Origin of the sequence: Streptomyces vulcanius (assembly GCF_042653945.1) — a bacterium.
Taxonomy (GTDB): domain Bacteria; phylum Actinomycetota; class Actinomycetes; order Streptomycetales; family Streptomycetaceae; genus Streptomyces; species Streptomyces mangrovi.
Genome location: NZ_JBHSFK010000006.1, coordinates 110,382 through 130,927 on the forward strand (window position 1 = coordinate 110,382; position 20,546 = coordinate 130,927).

The following is a 20,546-nucleotide window of genomic DNA, read 5'->3' on the forward strand; positions in this document are numbered from 1 at the left end:
AGTTGGAAGCGACGCCGACAAAGGATCCGTGAGTACCCTTGCGCACACCATGATGACCGCCGCCCGCTCCACCGACTCCGGTCTGGCCGGCCCGGGCGAACTCGACCGCTACCCCTACGCCGAGGCTCCCGCCGTCGACCGCGTCGGCGCCACCGTCTGGGAAAGCGCGGACCCCGAGCTGGGGCGCGTGGGCCGGCGCGCCACGGGCAGCCGTGGCCGCGGACTGCACGGCCAACTCGTCCAGCAACTCGGCCAGATGATCGTCTCGGGTGACCTGGGCGCCGACCGTCCCTTGGTGCCGGAGGAGATCGGCCAGCGCTTCGAGGTCTCCCGTACGGTCGTCCGCGAGTCGCTCCGCGTCCTGGAGGCCAAGGGGCTGGTCAGCGCCCGGCCGAACGTCGGCACGCGCGTGCGTCCCGTCAGTGACTGGAATCTCCTCGACCCGGACATCATCGAGTGGCGGGCCTTCGGTCCTCAGCGCGACGACCAGCGACGCGAGCTCAACGAGCTGCGCTGGATGATCGAGCCGCTGGCCGCCCGCCTCGCCGCCGGACACGGACGGGACGACGTCCAGCAGCGGTTGGGCGACATGGTCGAGATCATGGGACACGCCATGGGGCAGGGTGACGCGCTCACCTACTCCCGGGCCGACACGGAGTTCCACGGGCTGCTCATCCAGGTGGCAGGCAACCGCATGCTGGAGCATCTCTCGGGGATCGTCTCGGCCGCCCTCCAGGTGTCCGGTGGGCCGGTCACGGCCTGTGACCGGCCCAATGAGGCCTCGCAGGCGAACCACGGCAGGATCGTCGACGCCCTGGCCGCGGGTGACGGCGGTGCCGCGGAAACCGCCATGCGCCAGCTGCTCACCGTTCACCCCGAGGTGGAGCGCGTCGTGCCGGCGCCGCGCGAACACTGACCGCACACTGTGGGCGGCACGGCCCGGGGGCGCCTTCCCCCGCCCGTGTCATCCTCGACCGACTCTCCGCCGCCGTCGGACCCCATGGAACCCGCTCAGGGGTCCCATGGGGTCCGACGGCGCGACAGGGTAGGACGGGCCGCCGTGCCCCGACGGCGACACAAGCGACCTCCTCTATCCGTGTCTGACCGTTTTTGATTACTTACGGGGTGTGACTCGGGCCACGAAGATTGGGCGTAACGCTTGTGGAAACAGCGCGATGACCTAAGAGGTGACAGTCGCGGAGGGAATACGGACGCCGTTCAAGGCGCTGTGACTCTTCCCGGCCCCCGCCCGCGCCGCCGGCCCACCCCGAGGCTGGTGGTCGGCTCCTGTCCGTTGTGGACGGGGCCGGAAGCCGTTTTCCAACGTTCCGAGAGGTTGTTCGTGTCGGCCAGCACATCCCGTACGCTCCCGCCGGAGATCGCCGAGTCCGTCTCTGTCATGGCGCTCATTGAGCGGGGAAAGGCTGAGGGGCAGATCGCCGGCGACGATGTGCGTCGGGCCTTCGAAGCTGACCAGATTCCGGCCACTCAGTGGAAGAACGTACTGCGCAGCCTCAACCAGATCCTCGAGGAAGAGGGTGTGACGCTGATGGTCAGTGCCGCGGAGCCCAAGCGCACCCGAAAGAGCGTCGCAGCGAAGAGTCCGGCCAAGCGCACCGCCACCAAGACGGTGGCTGCGAAGACCGTGACCACCAGGAAGGCCACCGCCACCACGGCTGCCCCGGCCGCCCCCGCTGTGGACGACCCCGCAGAGGAAGCCGCCCCCGCAAAGAAGGCGGCTGCCAAGAAGACCGCGCCGGCCGCCAAGAAGGCCGTCGCGAAGAAGACCGTCGCCACCAAGAAGACGGCGGCGGCCAAGAAGACCACCGCCAAGAAGGACGACGCCGAGCTGGTCGAGGAAGAGGCCCTCGAGGACGCTCCCAAGACCGGCGACGAGCCTGAGGGCACCGAGAGCGCCGGTTTCGTGCTCTCCGACGAGGACGAGGACGACGCGCCCGCGCAGCAGGTCGCGGCCGCCGGCGCCACCGCCGACCCGGTCAAGGACTACCTCAAGCAGATCGGCAAGGTCCCCCTGCTCAACGCCGAGCAGGAGGTCGAACTCGCCAAACGCATCGAGGCGGGCCTGTTCGCCGAGGACAAGCTCGCCAACGCCGACAAGCTCGCGCCGAAGCTCAAGCGTGAGCTGGAGATCATCGCCGAGGACGGCCGCCGGGCCAAGAACCACCTCCTGGAGGCCAACCTCCGCCTGGTGGTCTCCCTGGCCAAGCGCTACACCGGTCGCGGCATGCTCTTCCTGGACCTCATCCAGGAGGGCAACCTCGGTCTGATCCGCGCGGTCGAGAAGTTCGACTACACCAAGGGCTACAAGTTCTCCACGTACGCCACCTGGTGGATCCGTCAGGCGATCACCCGCGCGATGGCCGACCAGGCCCGCACCATCCGTATCCCGGTGCACATGGTTGAGGTCATCAACAAGCTTGCGCGCGTGCAGCGCCAGATGCTCCAGGACCTGGGCCGCGAGCCCACCCCGGAGGAGCTGGCCAAGGAACTCGACATGACCCCGGAGAAGGTCATCGAGGTCCAGAAGTACGGCCGCGAGCCGATCTCGCTGCACACCCCCCTGGGTGAGGACGGCGACAGCGAGTTCGGTGACCTCATCGAGGACTCCGAGGCCGTCGTCCCGGCCGACGCGGTCAGCTTCACGCTCCTGCAGGAGCAGCTGCACTCCGTCCTCGACACCCTGTCCGAGCGCGAGGCGGGCGTCGTCTCGATGCGCTTCGGTCTCACCGACGGTCAGCCGAAGACCCTCGACGAGATCGGCAAGGTGTACGGCGTGACGCGCGAGCGCATCCGTCAGATCGAGTCCAAGACCATGTCGAAGCTGCGTCACCCGTCGCGTTCGCAGGTTCTGCGCGACTACCTCGACTAGGGCGACCGAGCTCGACTGGGCGACCGAACCGGCCCGGACCCCGTAGGGGAGCCGGGCCTTCGGCGTTCCCGCGCGGGTGCGGGGCGGCGCGCACTGGATCACTCTGGGTGTTCATCGATCACTTCAGAGTGAGGAGTGCGCATGCGTCGTTTCTTCACCCGTGCGCTGACCCGGCCGCTGGTCCTTGCGGCCACGGCCATGGCCATACCGTTGGTGTCAGCCTCTCCCGCGGCCTCCGACGTCGTCGTGGGGGGATTCCCCGTCGACGTCTCCCAGGGCCCGTGGACCGTCGCGGTGTCCAGCCGTGACCGGTTCGGAGGTATGCGGGCGGGACAGTTCTGCGGCGGGGTGGTGGTGGGGCCGACCACCGTGCTCACGGCAGCCCACTGCATGGCCGTCGACGTCCTCGGAACACCCCCGAACAGGGCGCGCGACCTGAAGGTCATCGCAGGCCGTACGGATCTGTACTCGGCCGCAGGCCAGGAGATCGCCGTGCGCGAGACCTGGGTGAATCCGGCCTACGACAGTGCCAGCAACGCCGGTGACTTCGCCGTGCTCACCCTTGCCGAGCCGCTGCCGGCGACTTCGGTCATCGGAATGGCCGCCGCGGGCGACACGGCGTACGAGCCCGGGACGCGGGCCGTTGTCTACGGCTGGGGCGACACCACGGGGTTCGGCGGCTACGCGCACGGCCTGCGAGCCGCACGTGTCCATGTGCTGGCCGACGCACTCTGCGTGCGGGCGTATCCCGGCTCGTCCGACGGCAGGTACCTCGCCGACAGCATGCTGTGCGCCGGTGAGACGCGAGGTGGCCGTGACGCCTGCCAGGGAGACAGCGGCGGGCCGCTTGTCGCCGAAGGCCGCCTGATCGGACTCGTGTCGTGGGGCAGCGGCTGTGGGCGGCCGGGGAGTCCGGGGGTCTACACGCGCGTCTCCGATGTGATGCGGACGCTGAGCCAGGCCTCTGCCGCCCCCGAGGGGACCACGACTCCTCAGGGCACCGCCGAGCCTCAGGAAACCCAGACTGCTGGGTCTCAGGGAGTCGGCACACCGCAAAGGGGCCATGCGGCGCCCTGACGGCACCCGGCGGGGTGCCGGGGCCCGCCCGGTCGCCGACGGGGTGCTCGGGGCCGTGCGGGCGCACGAGAGCGGGCGGCGACCCCTGCGTCCAGGGGTCGCCGCCCGCTAGCCGGCCTGTGCCGGCCGTGGCTCGTCGCGAACGCGCGGGATCAGCGCTCTTCTTCTGAGGCGATGGTGGGAACGGTCGTCAGCCGCTCCGTCTCGTCCTGTATCTCAGCGGCGATCTTCTTGAGTTCCGGCTCGAACTTGCGGCCGTGGTGGGCGCAGAAGAGCAGTTCTCCACCGCTGAGCAGGACGACGCGCACGTACGCCTGGGCGCCGCAGCGGTCGCAGCGGTCAGCGGCCGTCAGCGGGCTCGCGGGGGTCAGAACAGTAGTCACGTCGCCTCTTCTCTAGCTCGACGAGCTGTCGTACCAGGGTCAACATCCAACCAGCCCCAAAACGTTCCCGCTCGTGGCTTCTCCTCGAAAGAATCTTTTCGAGGCGGCCGTCTGCTGCCGGTTTGGCGGCGAATGTGCCGTATTGCTTGCGTGGTGTGCTTACGGTTTCGCTCTGTCGGTCATGGTCTCGGTCCCTCCGGCTGGGTTGCCGGTTTGTTCATGAGGACGTGCCCGGAGCCTAAATGGTTCATGCCTCGAAGGGAACGTGATATGTACTTCACTCCATCGAGGGATCGAACACGCATACGAGCCTGGACTACTCTGACCTTCAGACGAGGGTGGCGTGACAACGGCTCTACCAGGCATCGGTACCCTCTTGGCGGTGAACCAGCCGCGCCCTTACCCAGAAGGGCCCCACCTGAAATTCAGCGAGGAGCGAACCGCGTGACCGCCGAAACGTCCGTGCCGTCCACAGCTCTGCTGGCAGGAGCAGACCGGGACGGTTCCAACTACACCGCGCGGCACCTGCTCGTCCTCGAGGGGCTCGAGGCCGTGCGGAAGCGTCCGGGCATGTACATCGGCTCGACCGACAGCCGTGGCCTGATGCACTGCCTGTGGGAGATCATCGACAACTCGGTCGACGAGGCCCTCGGGGGCTTCTGCGACCACATCGAGGTGATCCTCCACGACGACGCCTCCGTGGAGGTGCGTGACAACGGCCGGGGCATCCCGGTCGACGTCGAGCCCAAGACCGGCCTCTCCGGTATCGAGGTCGTCATGACCAAGCTGCATGCCGGCGGCAAGTTCGGCGGCGGCTCCTACGCCGCCTCCGGCGGTCTGCACGGGGTCGGCGCCTCCGTCGTCAACGCCCTCTCCGCCCGCCTCGACGTGGAGGTGGACCGCAGCGGCCACACGCACGCGATCAGCTTCCGACGCGGTGTCCCGGGTGCCTTCGCCGTAGGCGGCGCCGACGCCAAGTTCGAGGCGGCGAGCGGTCTGCGCAAGACGAAGAAGATCGCCAGGGCCCGCACCGGAACGCGCGTGCGCTACTGGGCCGATCGCCAGATCTTCCTCAAGGACGCCAAACTCTCACTGGACAACCTCCACCAGCGCGCCCGCCAGACCGCGTTCCTGGTGCCGGGCCTGACCATCGTCGTACGCGACGAGTACGGCCTGGGCGAGGGCGGCAGCAAGGGCGAGGAGTCCTTCCGCTTCGACGGCGGCATCAGCGAGTTCTGCGAGTACCTGGCCACCGACAAGGCCGTCTGCGACGTCCTCCGCTTCACGGGGGAGGGCACCTTCAAGGAGACGGTCCCGGTCCTGGACGAGCACGGCCAGATGAGCCCCACCCAGGTCACCCGCGAGCTCGTCGTCGATGTCGCGATGCGGTGGGGCACGGGCTACGACACGACACTGAAGTCGTTCGTGAACATCATCGCCACCCCCAAGGGCGGTACCCATGTCGCGGGCTACGAGCAGGCTGTGGCCAGCACCATGAACGAGGTGCTGCGCACCAAGAAGCTGCTGCGAGTCGCCGAGGACGACATCGTCAAGGACGACGCTCTGGAGGGCCTGACCGCTGTCGTCACCGTCCGCCTGGCGGAGCCGCAGTTCGAGGGCCAGACCAAGGAGGTCCTCGGCACCTCGGCGGCCCGGCGCATCGTGAGCACCGTGATCGCCAAGGAGCTCAAGGCGTTCCTGACGTCCACCAAACGTGATGCCGCGGCTCAGGCCCGCGTGGTCATGGAGAAGGCGGTGGCCGCCGCCCGCACGCGCATCGCCGCGCGCCAGCACAAGGACGCACAGCGTAGGAAGACGGCTCTGGAGTCCTCCTCGCTGCCCGCCAAGCTCGCCGACTGCCGCAGTGACGACGTCGACCGCAGCGAGCTGTTCATCGTCGAGGGGGACTCCGCGCTCGGCACCGCCAAGCTCGCCCGGAACTCCGAGTTCCAGGCGCTGCTGCCGATCCGTGGCAAGATCCTCAACGTCCAGAAGTCGTCCGTGACCGACATGCTCAAGAACGCCGAGTGCGGCGCGATCATCCAGGTCATAGGAGCCGGCTCCGGGCGGACCTTCGACATCGACGCGGCCCGCTACGGCAAGATCATCATGATGACCGACGCCGATGTGGACGGTTCTCACATCCGGACCCTGCTGCTCACGCTGTTCCACCGCTACATGCGGCCCATGGTCGAGGCCGGCCGGGTGTTCGCCGCGGTGCCGCCGCTGCACCGCATCGAGCTCGTCCAGCCCAAGAAGGGCCAGGACAAGTACGTGTACACCTACTCGGACCGTGAGCTGCGCGACAAGCTCATGGAGTTCGAGAGCAAGGGCGTCCGGTACAAGGACTCCATCCAGCGCTACAAGGGTCTCGGCGAGATGGACGCCGACCAGCTGGCCGAGACCACGATGGACCCGCGCCACCGCACCCTGCGCCGGATCAACCTCTCCGACCTGGACTCGGCCGAGCAGGTCTTCGACCTGCTCATGGGCAACGACGTCGCACCGCGCAAGGAGTTCATCTCCAGCTCGGCGGCGACGCTGGACCGGTCCCGCATCGACGCGTAGTCGCCGCGCTCGGCCCACGCCGTGCTCTCGGGTGCCGTTCGGCCCGCAGAGCAGGGTGTGAGAGGTCGGGAGAGTGCGGCCCACGAGGCCGAGGCCGAGGCCGATGGGGGCCGGATCGATCAGATCCGGCCCCCATCGGATTCGGTCCCCCCGCGCTTCCCGTCCCCGTCCCCGTCGGATCCTGACCCCTGTCGGACCGCGGCCCCGGCGAACCGAAGCCACCGCGGCTCGGGCCCTCCGGGGCCTCTGTGATCAGCGTTGTTCCGCGGGGCTCTCCACCCATGGGTGGAGAGCCCGTGTCTTCGGAATCCACCCGTGATCCACCCTGGCTCCGATCTCTCGACCTGCGATTTTCCGTAGCTTCGAAGGCGTCGGCAGCGCTCGCTGTCCGCTCCCTTCCCGCTCACGGAGGCTGTGATGTCCGGGCTTGTCAACGTACTGGCGATCGTGGCCGTGGTGGCGCTGGTGATCGTGCGGCAGTTCCGTGCGAGCCGTGTCGACACGGACCGGCGGTGGTGGGTCCTCCCGGTGGTTCTGGCCGTGATAGCCCTTCGCGAGCCCGATCTGCTCGACCCCCACCACCACACCACTGCGGCCGTGATGCTCGGTGCGGAGCTGGTCGTCGGCCTGGCGATGGGCGCCGGCTGGGCCTGGACCACCCGGATGTGGGTGGAGCCGGACGGCGCGGTGTGGAGCAAGAGCACCAAGGCGAGCGTGGCCGTCTGGATCGTCGGCATAGGCCTGCGCGTGGGCGTCTTCGCTCTCGGCGCGATGCTGGGGATCCACCAGGACAGCTCTGCCCTGATGCTGGCCCTTGCGGCCACCCTGCTGGTCCGCTCCGGGATCCTGGTGTGGCGCGGCCAGTTGCTCCGCCCGACTCCCGCGCACGGCACGGCGTACGGTGAGCACGTGGCCCGGTCCGCGTGGAAGGAGCGCGTGTGACGGAGAACGTCTGGACCCGCTGGCCCTCTCGGGAGGCGCTGGGCCGCAGGGAGAGCACGCGGCCCAAGCGTCTGCTCGCCTGGACCATCAGACTGCTGGGGGCCGCCGCGGTGGCGTGGGGAACCTTCCAGGACAGCCGTGGGTGGGTCGTGGTCGCGGGCGTCGCCGGAGTGCTGGTGGCGGGCGCGCTGGGCTGGGGACTCTTCCGGGCGACGCTCGACCACCGGCTGTGGCCATCCCTGGGGGTTGTGGTCCTGCTGTTCGGGCTCGCGGTCGCGGCCGAGGCCGGCGGCTTCGGGACCGCGGCGCTCATCGTGTGCTGTGGATGCGCGGTCGCGTCGGTGGAGCGGATGCCCCTGGTCACCGCGCTGCCGGTGGCCGCGGCCGGGTTCAGCTTCTTTGCGGTGGTGAACGACGACGCGGTGCTGGTCACCGCTGCCATCATCGCGGTGATGGCGCTGGCCGGATACTCACTGCGGCTGGACGCCGAAGCCCGGGGCCAGACCCGGCGGCTGCTCGCCCAGGAGCGGGCGGCGCGGGCTGCCGAGGCGGAGTCGGCCGCGTTCGCGGAGCGCGCCCGGATCGCCCGGGAGATCCACGACGTCCTGGCCCACAGCCTGTCGGCCCAGCTCGTGCACCTGGAGGCCGCCCGGCTGCTGATCGAGAGAGGGGCGGACCGCGGCCAGATCCTCGACCGGGTGGTGGCGGCACGCGGAATGGCCCGCGACGGCCTGGAGGAGACCAGACAGGCACTCTCCGCGCTGCGCGGTGACATGACGCCGCTGGAGGACTTCCTGCGCGATCTCGTCCACGCGGCCGACGGTGCAGAGGTCACTGTCGGGGGTGAACGCAGAGCGCTGTCGGCGGAGGCGTCGCAGGCGGTGCGCAGGGTGGCCCAGGAAGCCCTGACGAACGTCCGCAAGCACGCTCCGGGAGCGAAAGTGCGCGTGGCGCTGGAGTACGGCCCTGGTGAAGTGAGGCTGGACGTACGGGACTCGGGAGGTTCGCCGGGCGAACTTGCCGGGGCCGGCGGCGGATACGGTCTGCTGGGTATGCGGGAGCGCGCCGAACTGCTGGGCGGGTCGCTGGACGCCGGTCCGGACGAGGAGGGGTTCGTGGTGACGTTGAAGGTGCCGGTATGACGGAGGAGGCCGAGAAGCCGGCGAGGGTGGTGGTCGCGGACGACCAGACCATCGTCCGGGAGGGCATCGTGATGCTGCTCGGGCTGCTTCCGGGGGTCGAGGTCGTAGGGGCCGCCGGGGACGGCGAGGAGGCGGTGCGGCTTGTCGCCGAACTCGCCCCGGACGTCGTGCTGATGGACCTGCGTATGCCCCGCTGTGACGGGGTGGAGGCGACCCGGCGCATTCGGGCGGAGCACCCCGGGACGCAGGTCGTGGTGCTCACGACCTACGCGGACGACGAGTCCCTGTTCCCGGCGCTGCGAGCCGGGGCACGGGGTTATCTCACCAAGGACGCGGGCGGGGACGAGATCGTGCGCGCCGTGCACAGCGTCCTGTCCGGGGACGCGGGGCTCTCGCCGAGCGTCCAGCGGCGGCTGCTGGAGCGTCTGTCGGTACCTGAACCGGAGGCAGCCGCGCCGGCCGCCCCACCGGACGGACTGACCACCCGGGAGACCGAGGTACTGCTGCTGATCGCCGACGGCCTCAGCAACGTCGAGATCGCCCGGAGGCTGCATGTGTCCACGGCGACGGTGAAGACCCACATCAACAACCTGTTCGCCAAGACGGGACTCAAGGACCGCGCTCAGGCGGTGCGTTACGCGTACGGAAAGGGGTTGGTACGGCCACCGGCGGGGTGAACGGCCCCTTGGTCACCTGATGGGGTGAAGCATTCAGGGAAGAAGAGTCAGGGATCTTCCCGTTCTGTCCATCCTTGGGCATGCAGTCAAGCAACGATCGTGTCCGCGGCGGCGGAGACGGTCCCGAGAGACCGTTCGAGCACCATCACCCTGCCCCGGGACCGAGTTTCGGTGAGACGTCCGGGGAGGTGCGGTACGAGGACCCGTGGTACGACGCGCTGGCGTCCGGCTGGGGCGAGCCGGGTCTGGTGAACCCGCCCGCGGCCGAGGTTCCGGCGGCCCGTCGGGAGCGGGAGGGCGATGTGGCGGCGGCCCAAGTCTACCTCGAGGTACAGCGCAGCGCGGCCTTCCAGGAGGTGCGCAGCCGGTATCGGAGGTTCGTGGGGCCGGCGGTCGCGGGGTTCTTCCTCTGGTACGTGGCGTACGTCGTGGCCGCGACGACCGCGCCCGGGTTCATGGCCCGGCCGGTGGCCGGTGCGGTGAACGTGGCGTTACTCGCGGGGCTCGGACAGTTCCTCAGCACGTTCCTGCTCACCTGGGCCTACGCCCGGCACGCGCGGCTGCGCCGGGACCGGGCGGCGCTCGAACTGCGCTGGGACACCCAGGAACTGACCCGTGGGGCAAGGGGCGGCGCATCGTGACCGGCAATCATCAGACGCTGGCGTTGCTGCTGTTCAGCGCCTTCGTGGCAGTCACCTTGGGGATCACGACCTGGGTGAGTCGCGACCGGCACGGTTCGGCGGAGGAGTTCTATGCCGGCGGGCGGTTGTTCTCCCCGATGGAGAATGGTTTTGCCATTGCGGGCGACTACATGTCGGCCGCCTCCTTCCTCGGCATCTCCGGCCTCATCGCGCTCTTCGGCTACGACGGGCTGCTGTACTCCGTGGGCTTCCTCGTGGCCTGGCTGGTGGTGTTGTTCCTGGTCGCCGAACTGGTGCGCAACTGCGGGCGGTTCACGCTCGCCGACGTGGTCGCGGCGCGGATGAGCGAGCGGCCGGTGCGGATCGCGGCGGGAACCTCCTCGGTGACCGTGTCCGTTCTGTATCTGGTGGCGCAGATGGTGGGGGCGGGCAGTCTGGTCGCGCTGCTGCTGGGGAACACCGGGGAGGCGGCGCAGGCGTGGGCCGTCATCGGGGTCGGCGCGCTGATGGTGATCTATGTGTCGTTGGGAGGGATGCGGGCCACCACGTGGATTCAGATCGTGAAGGCGGTGCTACTGCTGGGCGGCACGGTCGCGCTCACCGTGCTCGTCCTGGTGCGCTTCCACGGTGACTTCGACCGGCTGTTGCTGACAGCGGCCGAGCGCAGCGGGCACGGTGCGGCGTTCCTGGCGCCGGGGCTGAAGTACGGCGTGGACTGGACGTCGCGCTTCGACTTCATGAGCCTGGCGCTGGCCCTGGTGCTGGGCACGGCGGGGCTGCCGCACATCCTGTCGCGCTTCTATACGGTGCCGACGGCGCGGGCCGCCCGGCGGTCGGTGGTCTGGTCGATCGGGCTCATCGGCGGGTTCTATCTGATGACGATCGTGCTCGGCTTCGGGGCGGCTGCGATCGTCGGGCCGGAGACCGTACGCGCCTCGAGTGCGGCAGGGAACACGGCGGTTCCGCTGCTGGCGCTCGACCTGGGCGGCGGGGCCGACTCCACCGGGGGGACGGTGCTGTTCGCGATCGTGGCGGCGATCGCCTTCGCCACGATCCTTGCGGTCGTCGCAGGGATCACGCTCGCTTCCTCGGCGTCGGTGGCGCACGACCTCTACGCCTCCCTGCGGCGCACGCACGCGAAGCCCCGCAGCGAGGTGGCGGTGGCGCGGATCGCCGCCGTGGGGATCGGCGTGGTCGCCATCGCCCTCGGGCTGCTGGCCCGTGACCTCAACGTCGCCTTCCTGGTCGGGCTCGCCTTCGCGGTCGCCGCGTCCGCGAACCTGCCGGTGCTGCTGTACTCGCTGTTCTGGCGGGGCTTCACCACGCGGGGCGCGGTGTGGGCGGTGTACGGCGGGCTGGTGCCGGCGCTGGTGCTCGTGGTGCTGTCGCCGGTGGTGTCGGGCAGTCCCGAGTCGCTCTTCCCCGGCGTGGACTTCCAGTACTTCCCGCTGCAGAACCCCGGTCTGGTGTCGATCCCGCTGGGCTTCCTCGCGGGCTGGCTCGGCACGGTCACCTCGGCGGAGATCGCGGACGAGGCGAAGCACGCGGAGACCGAGGTGCGGTCGCTGACGGGGGCGGGGGCGGTCTAGGGCCCGTCCGGCGGATCATGCAGGAGACGCCGGGCCCGGCACGCCCACCTGCGGCGTTGTCGTCGGTTGCCGACTCCCCCCACTCTCGGCTTCGCTCGAGCGGGGGGACCCCCATCGCGTCGACGCCTTCCTCCGCCTTGCAGTTGGACGCACCAGGCCCCGCCCAGGTGCGCTGATGAGGTGCCGCTGCTTTCCTCCGGCCTGATCCGCCGGACAGGTCCCGGCGGCCGGCGTCCACCTCGTCGTACCGGAGCCTTACGGGGCCACCCAGGCGTACCGGTGTTCCGGGCGGCCCGTGTCGCCGTACTTGAGGGAGAGGCGGAGGCGGCCGGACTGTTCCAGGTGGCGGAGGTAGCGCTGGGCGGTGGAGCGGCTGAGGCCGGTCTCTGCGGCCACCTCGTGGGCCGAGAGCGGGTGGTCGGCACCGTGGAGGACGGCGCAGATCAGGTCGGTGGTGGGTTCCGAGTGGCCGGTCGGGAGGCCGGGGGAGGACGGCGCCGGGGTGGTGCGCAGGGCGCTGAAGATCCGGTCGACCTGCTCCTGGCCGGCGACGCCCCGGCCGCCCACCCGGTCGACCGTGCGGCGCAGGGCGGCGTAGGAGTCGAGGCGGGTGCGCAGGGCGGCGAAGGTGAACGGTTTCACCAGGTAGTGCAGGGCGCCCAGGCGCATCGCGGTCTGCACGGTGCTGACGTCGCCGGCCGCCGTGATCATGATGACGTCGGTGCCGTGGCCCTGCTCCCGCATGCGGTGGACGAGTTCGAGACCGGTGCCGTCGGGAAGGTAGTGGTCGAGCAGGACCAGGTCGATGGTTCCGCGCTGCACGGAGGCCAGCGCCTGGGCGGCGCTGTGCGCGCGGGCGGCCACCCGGAACCCGGGAACCTTTCCCACGTACTTGGCGTTTATCTCGGCGACACGGAAGTCGTCGTCCACGACCAGGACGTCAATCATCGGGCCTCTTTCTGTCAAGGCCGGGCGGGCGTTAAGCCTGTGTTTCGGCTCCGCTGTTGTAGCGCGCGCAAAACGAGCACAACACCCTCTTGAAAGCAAAAGAACCGCATGCGCTCACAAGGCTGATGCCGTGTCCCGGGTCACATCTACCGTCCCCGGCCATGAGCGCACACACCAGTCCCGCCATTGAGCTGCGGGGCGCGAAGAAGGTCTTCAAGACCCCCTCGGGGGGCCTGCACACGGCTGTCCGGGATCTCGACCTGACCGTCGGGCACGGCGAGTTCGTGGCCGTCGTCGGGCCGACCGGCTGCGGCAAGTCGACCACACTGACCCTGGTCAGCGGTCTGGAGGAGCCGACCGGGGGCGAGGTGCTGGTGGCCGGGCAGCCGGTGCGCGGCGTCGGCGACAAGGTCGGTTTCGTCTTCCAGCAGGACGCGACGTTCCCTTGGCGCACGGTCCTGTCCAACGTCATGGCCGGTCCCCGCTTCCGCGGTGTGCCCAAGGCGGAGGCGAAGCGGAAGTCGCGCGAATGGCTGGCCCGGGTCGGGCTCGCCGCCTTCGAGGACCGCTATCCGCACCAGCTCTCCGGCGGTCAGCGCAAGCGCGTCGCCCTCGCCGCGACCTTCGTCAACGACCCCGAGATCCTGCTCATGGACGAGCCGTTCTCGGCACTCGACGTGCAGACCCGGGCACTGATGTCGGACGAACTCCTCGAACTGTGGGAGGGCACCGGCGCCTCGGTCGTCTTCGTCACCCACGACCTGGAGGAGTCCATCGCGCTGGCCGACAGGGTCGTCGTCATGACGGCCGGGCCCGCCACCGTCAAGCAGGTCTTCGAGATCGACCTGCCGCGGCCCCGCAAGGTCGAGTCGGTACGTCTGGAGCCGCGGTTCATCGAGATCTACCGCGAGATCTGGGAGTCCCTCGGCGAAGAGGTCCGCATCACCCGTGAAAGAGGTGCCGCGCATGTCGCCTGAGGTCCTCACCACTCCCGTCGCCGACACGGTCAAGGCGCCGGATCGCGCGCACACGCGCGCGCGTGCCGCTCGCAGACGCAAGATCGTCGTCGGTGTCTCCCGGGTCCTGCTCCTGGTGGCCGTCCTCGGTCTGTGGGAGCTGCTCTCGCGGGCCGAGGCCATCGACCCGTTCAACTTCTCGATGCCGTCCAAGATCTGGGACCAGATCTGGACCTGGGTGACGCACGGGACCGCGCTCGGCTCCCTCGGCGAGCAGATCTGGTACACGCTCTACGAGGCGCTGGTCGGCTGGGTCATCGGTGTGGTCGCCGGTGTCGTGTGCGGTATCGCGCTCGGCCGGATCACCTTCCTCGCGGATGTACTTGGTCCATACATCAAGGTGCTCAACTCAATACCCCGTATCGTCCTGGCACCGATCTTCGTGATCTGGTTCGGGCTCGGTCCCGCCTCCAAGGTCGCCTCGGCCGTCGTCCTGGTGTTCTTCCCGGTCTTCTTCAACGCCTTCCAGGGCGCCCGCGAGGTGGACCGCAACCTCGTCGCCAACGCCCGCATCCTGGGCGCGAGCGACCGCAGGGTGACCCTTCAGGTCGTCATCCCCTCGGCCACGTCCTGGATCTTCACCAGCCTCCACGTCAGCTTCGGCTTCGCCCTCATCGGCGCCATCGTCGGCGAGTACATCGGCGCGACCAAGGGCATCGGCCTGCTCGTCGCGCAGTCCCAGGGCACCTTCAACGCGGCCGGCGTGTACGCGGCGATGGTCATCCTCGCCGTCGTCGCCCTCGTCGCCGAGGGGCTGCTGACCTTCGCCGAGCGCCGCATCTTCCGCTGGAAGCCGTCGGGTTCCGACAGCTGACCCCCTGCTCAGAGCCGCACCCCCTCATCACAAGGACGTGACCCCGCCATGCGCTTCTCCGCCAGACACACCGCCCTCGCCGCCGCCGGACTGCTCGCCCTCTCCTCCCTCACCGCCTGTGCCAACGACGCGGCGAGCACCGCGTCCACCGGCTCCGGCGGCGACGGCAAGGGCACGAAGGTCAAGATCATGGTCGGTGGCCTGGACAAGGTCATCTACCTGCCCGCGATGCTCACCCAGCGGCTCGGCTACTTCGACGCCGAGGACCTCGACGTCGAAATGCTCAGCGAGCCGGCCGGTGTGCAGGCCGAGACCGCGCTCGTCTCCGGGCAGGTCCAGGGCGCCGTGGGCTTCTACGACCACACCCTCGACCTCCAGGTGAAGGGCAAGGAGGTCGAGTCCGTCGTGCAGTTCTCGCACGCTCCCGGCGAGGTGGAGATCGTCTCCACCAAGGCGGAGGGCGACATCACCTCGCCCAAGGACTTCAAGGGCAAGAAGCTCGGGGTGACCGGCCTCGGCTCCTCGACCGACTTCCTCACCAAGTACCTGGCCGTCAAGAACGGTGTGAAGGTCAGTGAGTTCACCCCGGTCGCCGTGGGCGCGGGGCCGACGTTCGTCTCGGCACTCCAGCAGGGCGCCATCGACGGAGGCATGACGACCGACCCGACCGTCGCGACGGTCCTCGACAAGAAGGCCGGGACGATCCTCGTCGACATGCGCACCCCGCAGGGTTCGGAGGAGGCGCTCGGCGGGCCGTACCCGTCGTCAAGTCTGTACATGCAGACGGACTGGGTCAACAGTCACAAGGACACCGTCCAGAAGCTCGCCAACGCGTTCGTCAAGACGCTCAAGTGGATGTCGACCCACAGCGCGAGCCAGATCGCCGACAAGATGCCGGCCGACTACTCGCAGGGCAACAAGCTGCTGTACGCGGTGGCCATCAAGAACACGCTGCCCATGTTCACCACGGACGGCGTGATGCCCAAGAACGGCCCCGAGACCGTCGAGAAGGTCCTCAAGGCGTTCAACCCCACCATCCAGAACGCCGACGTGGATCTGAGCAGGACCTACACGACGGAGTTCGTCGACAAGGCGACCGGCTGAACCCGCCGCCTAACCGCGGGTCGCCCACACGTAACGGTGTTCCGGGCGGCCCGCGTCGCCGTACTTCAGGGTCAGCCGGGCCCGTCCCGTGCGCTCCAGGAGCTTCAGATAGCGCTGGGCGGTCTGGCGGCTCACCCCGGTCCGGTCGGCGATCTCCTGCGCCGACAGCGGCCCTTCGGCGTTCATCAGGGACTGGCGGACCAGTTCGGCGGTGGTGGGGGAGTGCCCTTTGGGCAGCCCGGGCTCCGACGGCGCCGACAGCGCGCCGAAGATGCGGTCCACGTCGGCCTGTTCGGCCTCGCCGCCGCCGTCGAGGGTGCGCCGCAGCTCGGCGTACGCCTCCAGCTTGGCGCGCAGGCCCGCGAAGGCGAAAGGCTTCACCAGGTACTGCAGGGCGCCCTGCCGCATCGCGGCCTGCACCGTCGAGACGTCCCGCGCCGCCGTCACCATGATCACGTCGGTCTGGTGGCCGCGTCGGCGCATCTCCTGGACGACCTCCAGGCCCGTCTCGTCGGGCAGATAGTGGTCCAGCAGGACCAGGTCCAGCCGCGGCAGCGACTCCAGCTGACGCAGCGCGTCGGCCGCGCTGTGCGCCTCGCCGGCGACATGGAAGCCCGGCACCTTCTCGACGTAGGCCGCGTTGACCTGGGCGACCCTGGTGTCGTCGTCCACGACCAGGACCTCGATCATCGCGACTCCTCCTCGACGGCGTGTCGTGTCTGTGCGGCGAGCACGGGTTCCATGGCGGGCTCGGACAATGCCTCCGGCAGCACCACGGTGAACTCCGCGCCGCCACCGGCCGCCTCGCCGACCGTCGCGGTGCCGCCCTGCCGTTCGGCGAGTCTGCGGACCAGCGAGAGCCCGATCCCGCGCTGTCCGTGTGCGGGCGGCTTCTTGGTGGACCAGCCCTCCGTGAAGACCGACTCGCGGTGCTCCGCGGGAATCCCGGGGCCGGTGTCCCGTACGCGCAGGACGGCCGTACGGCCCTCCGCGCGCAGTTCGACCTCCACGCGCGCGTGCGGTGTGCCCGCGACGGCGTCCAGGGCGTTGTCCACCAGGTTGCCGACGACCGTGACGAGCCCGCGCGGGTCGACCAGCCGGTCCGGGAGCCGGGTGCCGTCCGACACCCACAGGGCGACGCCGCGTTCGGCGGCGACGGTCGCCTTGCCGACCAGCAGGGCGGCGAGCAGCGGATCCTCGATCTTCTCGGTCACCTGCTCCGAGGTGACCCGGTGGTCGCCGACCACCTCTCCGACGAAGTCCACCGCGTCGTCGTACATCTCCAGCTCCAGCAGCCCGAGCAGCGTGTGCATGCGGTTGGCGTGCTCGTGGTCCTGGGCGCGCAGCGCGTCGATCAGACCGCGCGTCGAGTCGAGTTCGCGCCCCAGCTGCTCCAACTCGGTGCGGTCGCGCAGGGTGGCCACGGCGCCTCCGTCGTCGGTCGGCATGCGGTTGACAACCAGGACGCGCTGTCCGCGTACGGCGATCAGGTCGGTGCCGGGCACCCGGCCGGCCAGGACATCGGCCGTACGTCCCCCTCCCAGCGCCTCGTCGGGTGAACCGCCCACGGCCTCGTCGCCGATGCCCAGGAGCCGCTGTGCCTCGTCGTTGAGGAGCCGGACCCTGCCGGTTCGGTCCAGGGCGACGACGCCCTCCCGGATGCCGTGCAGCATCGCCTCGCGCTCCGCGAGCAGCGCCGAGATATCGGAGAAGGCCAGGTCACGCGTCTGCCGCTGGACCCGTCGGGAGATCACCCAGGCCGCCAGGGCGCCCACGGCGAGCGCGCCGCCCGCGTACGCGAGCAGCCCCGGGATCGCGTGGAGCAGCCGGGCGCGCACGCTGTTGTACTCGATGCCGACGGAAACCGCCCCGATGATCCGGCCGTCGCTGTCGCGCAGGGGCACCTTGCCGCGCGCGGAGCGGCCCAGCGTGCCGCTGTCGATCTCCATGACCTCCTGGCCCTCCAGGGCCTTGCGGGGGTCCGTCGAGACATGGCCGCCGACCTGCTTGGGGTCGGCGTGCGACCAGCGCGTGCCGTGCAGGTCCATGACGACGACGTACTCCGCGCCGCTGGCCTTGCGGATGCGCTCCGCCTCCCGCTGGACCGGCCCGCCGACCGTCGGCGGTGTGTGCTGCAGGTCCTCGGCGATCTGCGGCACCGCCGCGGTGGTCTGCGCGATGGCCAGTGCGCGGCGCATCGCCTGGTCGTCCAGCTGAGCGCTCAGCGGGGCGAGGAACAGACCGGTGGCGAGCACCACGACCCCCGCGGCGATCGCCAGCTGCATCAGCAGCACCTGCGAGAACACGCGCCGCGGCATGCCGAGACGCAGTCGGCGGGCGGGGGGAGAGGGGCTCATACCCCAGACGGTACGTGGGCGGCCCGGTGCAGCCGTAGGGGTGTGTGGCGTGGATCTCGTCCCGGCCCGCTCAGGGGCAGCTCAGCCCGTCACGCCCGCGTGCGTGAGTTCGCGTACCGCGAGCACGTCCATCCGCGCGGGCGAGCCGAGGACCGACGCGCCGCAGCTCTCCGGGCGGGGCGGCAGGGACGCGCCGTAGGCCACCTCGACGCGCCAGAGCCGGCCGTCGGTGTGGGCGACGGTCACCTCCCAGCGCGGTGCCCGGCCCGTCGTGCGGACGACGTCCAGCGCCTCCGCCGCGAACTCGCCGACCGCCCGGCGCACGGCCAGCTCCGCCGCCTGTCCGGGCCGCTCCCACACCGACCGTCCCCGGCAGCCCTCCACGACGATCCGTCCCTCCTGGACGCCGTGCAGGACCTCCTTGACGGTGTGCGCCTCGGCACGGCCGTACGCGTACCCGTACGGCAGGACGAGGACGGTGGGGGAGAAGCGGTGGCCGCCCAGATGAGTGACCTCCCAGACGCCCTCCACCCCCGAGGCGGCCAGTTCGGCGGCGAGCGGGCGGCCGAGCAGCGCGCAGCAGCGGTCGCGCTTGCCGTTGGTGCAGACGAGCGCGAGCGGGTCGCCGGTGTGGGGCCCGCCCCGCAGCGCCGTGTCGAAGCTGCGGTGGTCGCCCCGGCCGAGTGCGGCGAAGTCGACGTCCAGCAGCCGGTGCGGGTCGTGGGTCTCGGCGCTGCGCAGCCACACCCGCCCGGGCGCGGTGTGGGCGGCGTACACCCGGCGCAGCGGGGGCGTGCCGAAGTCCGCGTGACGCCCCGGGCGCCGGATGAGCACCACCCGTACGCCCGTGTCCCGCGCCGCGGCCTCCAGGGCGCGGCCCAGGGCGGGGTCGAGGTGGCTCGAGACCAGCGCGTTCGCACCCCAGGGGCCGGGCTGTTCCAGCAGGAGCCAGGTCGTTGCCGTGGCCGCGGTACCGGACATGGGCTCGTCGAGGTCCCGCGAGACGGCCGTGCACGTACTCACAGAGGTGAGCCTAACCTGACTTGCCGCCGGGTGACTTCCCCGCACGCCTGTGGACGGCTGTGAGGTCGCCCGCCAAGGGCTGTGCGGCGGCGCCCTGCTACGGCAGCGGTTGCGGCGGCTTCGCCCCCACGTACTGCCCGCTCGGCCGCATCCGCAGGGGCCGTTCCCCGTACTCCTCCAGGGCGTGGGCGATCCAGCCCGCCGTCCGGGCGACGGCGAAGACCGTCTCGCCCGCCTCCGGCTCCATGCCACTGGACACGGTGAGGACGGCGAGCGCCAGGTCCACGTTGGCGTGCAGCGGGGCGTGCCGGGCGCTGGTGGCCACGACGTCACGGGCCGCGGCCAGGGCGGAGCCGGCCTCGGGGAGGTTTTCCAGGAGGGCGAAGAGGGCACGCGCGCGTGGATCCTCGCCGGTGTAGAGCCGGTGGCCGAGTCCCGGGATCCGGCGCCCGGCCCGCAGCTCCTCGGCGATCACGGGGCCCGCGTCGCCCCGGTCGAGCACGTCGAGCAGCAGCCGGTGGGCGAGCCCGCCGGCCGCGCCGTGCAGAGGACCCTCGACGGCGCCCAGCCCGGCGGAGACCGCCGCGTAGGGGTGCGCGCGGGCCGACGCGGCGACCCGCACCGCGAGCGTCGAGGTGGCCAGGTCGTGGTCGACGAGCAGCCCGAGCGCCGTGTCCAGGACCCGCAGCGGCGCCTCCTCGGCGGGCCGCCCGCTGAGCCGCGCCCACAGGCGCCGGGCCAGGGACCCCTCGTCCGCGCCGGCGGACCGCTTGGGCGGCAGGGCGGCGACCAGTGTGGGGATGAGGCTGCGCGCGGTGCCCAGCACGACGTCCTCGGACAGGTCGAACCGCAGCGGGTCGGCGACCGCGGCGGCGACGGCGGCCACCCGCAACCGGTCGGTGGGGCCGCTGTGTTCGGGCAGCGCGTCGACCGCGCGGCGGGCGGCCGCCACGGAGGCCTCGGGTGCGGTGAACGTCGCCCCCGGGCGCATCCGCCCGGTCCACAGCCACTCGGCGACCTCCTCGTAGGAGTGCCGGGCCGCCAGTTCGGTCGCGTCGACGCCGCGGTAGTAGTACCGGTTCTCGTCGATGAGCGTGAGCCGGGTGCGTACGGCCGGGTCGGCGCCGGTCCCCGGACTCCCGCCGCCCTGCCGCCGGTTGCGCCGCGCGAGCACCTCGACCTCCTCGGCCGCGAAGGTGCTCCCTCGGCCGCCGTGCGCCCGGCGGCTGCTCAGCCGCCCGCGACTGACGTACGCGTACACGGTCTCGGGCTTCACGCCGAGCAGTTCGGCGGCCTCCTGGGTGGTGAGCCGTCGGTCCGGGCCGATTTCTTGATCGCGCATGGGATCACCGTAGCGCTCCGGACATTGATTGCG

At 70.5% G+C, this 20,546-nt stretch carries 18 protein-coding genes; 12 read left to right on the forward strand and 6 right to left on the reverse strand.

Going from position 1 to position 20,546, the window contains the following annotated elements:
* Positions 1 to 28 precede the first annotated feature (28 nt).
* The 3 genes from ACFPIH_RS11390 (at position 29) to ACFPIH_RS11400 (ending at position 3,967) form a co-directional block, all read left to right on the forward strand.
* Positions 29 to 916 (forward strand): FadR/GntR family transcriptional regulator, encoded by an 888-nt coding sequence (locus ACFPIH_RS11390; RefSeq protein ID WP_381173961.1) that lies wholly within the window; start codon positions 29 to 31, stop codon positions 914 to 916.
* 426 nt (positions 917 to 1,342) lie between these two features.
* The gene (locus ACFPIH_RS11395) at positions 1,343 to 2,890 is read left to right on the forward strand and encodes an RNA polymerase sigma factor (RefSeq protein WP_381173963.1); all 1,548 of its coding nucleotides are present in this window, start codon (positions 1,343 to 1,345) and stop codon (positions 2,888 to 2,890) included.
* 141 nt (positions 2,891 to 3,031) lie between these two features.
* Entirely contained in the window at positions 3,032 to 3,967 is a 936-nt protein-coding gene (locus ACFPIH_RS11400) for a S1 family serine peptidase (RefSeq protein WP_381173965.1), read from the forward strand.
* Between the two features lie 152 nt (positions 3,968 to 4,119).
* Here ACFPIH_RS11400 and ACFPIH_RS11405 read toward each other — a convergent pair whose 3' ends face one another.
* Complete coding sequence (locus ACFPIH_RS11405) at positions 4,120 to 4,350, reverse strand: DUF7455 domain-containing protein (RefSeq protein WP_381173967.1); 231 nt, start codon at positions 4,348 to 4,350, stop codon at positions 4,120 to 4,122.
* A 444-nt stretch (positions 4,351 to 4,794) separates the two neighbouring features.
* Here ACFPIH_RS11405 and ACFPIH_RS11410 point away from each other — a divergent pair, with 444 nt between their 5' ends.
* The 6 genes from ACFPIH_RS11410 (at position 4,795) to ACFPIH_RS11435 (ending at position 11,909) form a co-directional block, all read left to right on the forward strand.
* Positions 4,795 to 6,918: a DNA gyrase/topoisomerase IV subunit B gene (locus ACFPIH_RS11410; protein WP_381173969.1), complete on the forward strand. Its 2,124-nt coding sequence runs from the start codon at positions 4,795 to 4,797 to the stop codon at positions 6,916 to 6,918.
* Between the two features lie 417 nt (positions 6,919 to 7,335).
* The gene (locus ACFPIH_RS11415; protein ID WP_381173971.1) at positions 7,336 to 7,860 is read left to right on the forward strand and encodes a DUF1453 domain-containing protein; all 525 of its coding nucleotides are present in this window, start codon (positions 7,336 to 7,338) and stop codon (positions 7,858 to 7,860) included.
* Entirely contained in the window at positions 7,857 to 9,002 is a 1,146-nt protein-coding gene (locus ACFPIH_RS11420; RefSeq protein WP_381173973.1) for a sensor histidine kinase, read from the forward strand. The genes ACFPIH_RS11415 and ACFPIH_RS11420 overlap by 4 nt, the downstream gene beginning before the upstream one ends.
* Positions 8,999 to 9,679, forward strand: a complete 681-nt coding sequence (locus ACFPIH_RS11425) for a response regulator transcription factor (RefSeq protein WP_381173975.1) — start codon at positions 8,999 to 9,001, stop codon at positions 9,677 to 9,679. Before ACFPIH_RS11420 ends, ACFPIH_RS11425 begins: the two co-directional genes overlap by 4 nt.
* 80 nt (positions 9,680 to 9,759) lie before the next feature.
* Complete coding sequence (locus ACFPIH_RS11430; protein WP_381173977.1) at positions 9,760 to 10,320, forward strand: DUF485 domain-containing protein; 561 nt, start codon at positions 9,760 to 9,762, stop codon at positions 10,318 to 10,320.
* Positions 10,317 to 11,909, forward strand: a complete 1,593-nt coding sequence (locus ACFPIH_RS11435; protein WP_381173979.1) for a solute symporter family protein — start codon at positions 10,317 to 10,319, stop codon at positions 11,907 to 11,909. The genes ACFPIH_RS11430 and ACFPIH_RS11435 overlap by 4 nt, the downstream gene beginning before the upstream one ends.
* Before the next feature lie 255 nt (positions 11,910 to 12,164).
* Here the strand turns inward: ACFPIH_RS11435 and ACFPIH_RS11440 are convergent, their stop codons facing one another.
* A complete protein-coding gene (locus tag ACFPIH_RS11440; protein ID WP_381173981.1) occupies positions 12,165 to 12,857 on the reverse strand; it encodes a response regulator in 693 nt (230 codons plus the stop codon).
* A 161-nt stretch (positions 12,858 to 13,018) separates the two neighbouring features.
* On the opposite strand from ACFPIH_RS11440, the gene ACFPIH_RS11445 reads away from it, so the two are divergent.
* Genes ACFPIH_RS11445 through ACFPIH_RS11455 form a run of 3 tightly spaced genes read left to right on the forward strand, consistent with a single transcriptional unit; the run spans position 13,019 to position 15,791 of the window.
* Complete coding sequence (locus ACFPIH_RS11445) at positions 13,019 to 13,834, forward strand: ABC transporter ATP-binding protein (RefSeq protein ID WP_381173983.1); 816 nt, start codon at positions 13,019 to 13,021, stop codon at positions 13,832 to 13,834.
* On the forward strand, positions 13,824 to 14,687 hold the full coding sequence (locus ACFPIH_RS11450) for an ABC transporter permease (RefSeq protein WP_381173985.1): 864 nt from the start codon (positions 13,824 to 13,826) through the stop codon (positions 14,685 to 14,687). Before ACFPIH_RS11445 ends, ACFPIH_RS11450 begins: the two co-directional genes overlap by 11 nt.
* A gap of 48 nt (positions 14,688 to 14,735) precedes the next feature.
* Complete coding sequence (locus tag ACFPIH_RS11455; protein ID WP_381173987.1) at positions 14,736 to 15,791, forward strand: ABC transporter substrate-binding protein; 1,056 nt, start codon at positions 14,736 to 14,738, stop codon at positions 15,789 to 15,791.
* 9 nt (positions 15,792 to 15,800) lie between these two features.
* Here ACFPIH_RS11455 and ACFPIH_RS11460 read toward each other — a convergent pair whose 3' ends face one another.
* From ACFPIH_RS11460 to ACFPIH_RS11475, 4 genes are all read right to left on the reverse strand, one after another.
* On the reverse strand, positions 15,801 to 16,481 hold the full coding sequence (locus tag ACFPIH_RS11460; RefSeq protein WP_381173989.1) for a response regulator: 681 nt from the start codon (positions 16,479 to 16,481) through the stop codon (positions 15,801 to 15,803).
* Complete coding sequence (locus ACFPIH_RS11465) at positions 16,478 to 18,148, reverse strand: ATP-binding protein (protein WP_381173991.1); 1,671 nt, start codon at positions 18,146 to 18,148, stop codon at positions 16,478 to 16,480. The genes ACFPIH_RS11460 and ACFPIH_RS11465 overlap by 4 nt, the downstream gene beginning before the upstream one ends.
* Positions 18,149 to 18,229: 81 nt before the next feature.
* On the reverse strand, positions 18,230 to 19,171 hold the full coding sequence (locus ACFPIH_RS11470; protein ID WP_381173993.1) for a sucrase ferredoxin: 942 nt from the start codon (positions 19,169 to 19,171) through the stop codon (positions 18,230 to 18,232).
* Between the two features lie 97 nt (positions 19,172 to 19,268).
* On the reverse strand, positions 19,269 to 20,513 hold the full coding sequence (locus ACFPIH_RS11475) for a citrate synthase (protein ID WP_381173995.1): 1,245 nt from the start codon (positions 20,511 to 20,513) through the stop codon (positions 19,269 to 19,271).
* Positions 20,514 to 20,546 lie beyond the last annotated feature (33 nt).

Bases quoted from the DNA above. Each gene is read 5' to 3' on its own strand.
- ACFPIH_RS11400 (WP_381173965.1), top strand. From the start codon at position 3,032: ATGCGTCGTTTCTTCACCCGTGCGCTGACCCGGCCGCTGGTCCTTGCG.
- ACFPIH_RS11415 (WP_381173971.1), top strand. From the start codon at position 7,336: ATGTCCGGGCTTGTCAACGTACTGGCGATCGTGGCCGTGGTGGCGCTG.
- ACFPIH_RS11425 (WP_381173975.1), top strand. From the start codon at position 8,999: ATGACGGAGGAGGCCGAGAAGCCGGCGAGGGTGGTGGTCGCGGACGAC.
- ACFPIH_RS11430 (WP_381173977.1), top strand. From the start codon at position 9,760: ATGCAGTCAAGCAACGATCGTGTCCGCGGCGGCGGAGACGGTCCCGAG.
- ACFPIH_RS11440 (WP_381173981.1), bottom strand. From the start codon at position 12,857: ATGATTGACGTCCTGGTCGTGGACGACGACTTCCGTGTCGCCGAGATA.
- ACFPIH_RS11445 (WP_381173983.1), top strand. From the start codon at position 13,019: ATGAGCGCACACACCAGTCCCGCCATTGAGCTGCGGGGCGCGAAGAAG.
- ACFPIH_RS11450 (WP_381173985.1), top strand. From the start codon at position 13,824: ATGTCGCCTGAGGTCCTCACCACTCCCGTCGCCGACACGGTCAAGGCG.
- ACFPIH_RS11455 (WP_381173987.1), top strand. From the start codon at position 14,736: ATGCGCTTCTCCGCCAGACACACCGCCCTCGCCGCCGCCGGACTGCTC.
- ACFPIH_RS11460 (WP_381173989.1), bottom strand. From the start codon at position 16,481: ATGATCGAGGTCCTGGTCGTGGACGACGACACCAGGGTCGCCCAGGTC.
- ACFPIH_RS11465 (WP_381173991.1), bottom strand. From the start codon at position 18,148: ATGAGCCCCTCTCCCCCCGCCCGCCGACTGCGTCTCGGCATGCCGCGG.
- ACFPIH_RS11475 (WP_381173995.1), bottom strand. From the start codon at position 20,513: ATGCGCGATCAAGAAATCGGCCCGGACCGACGGCTCACCACCCAGGAG.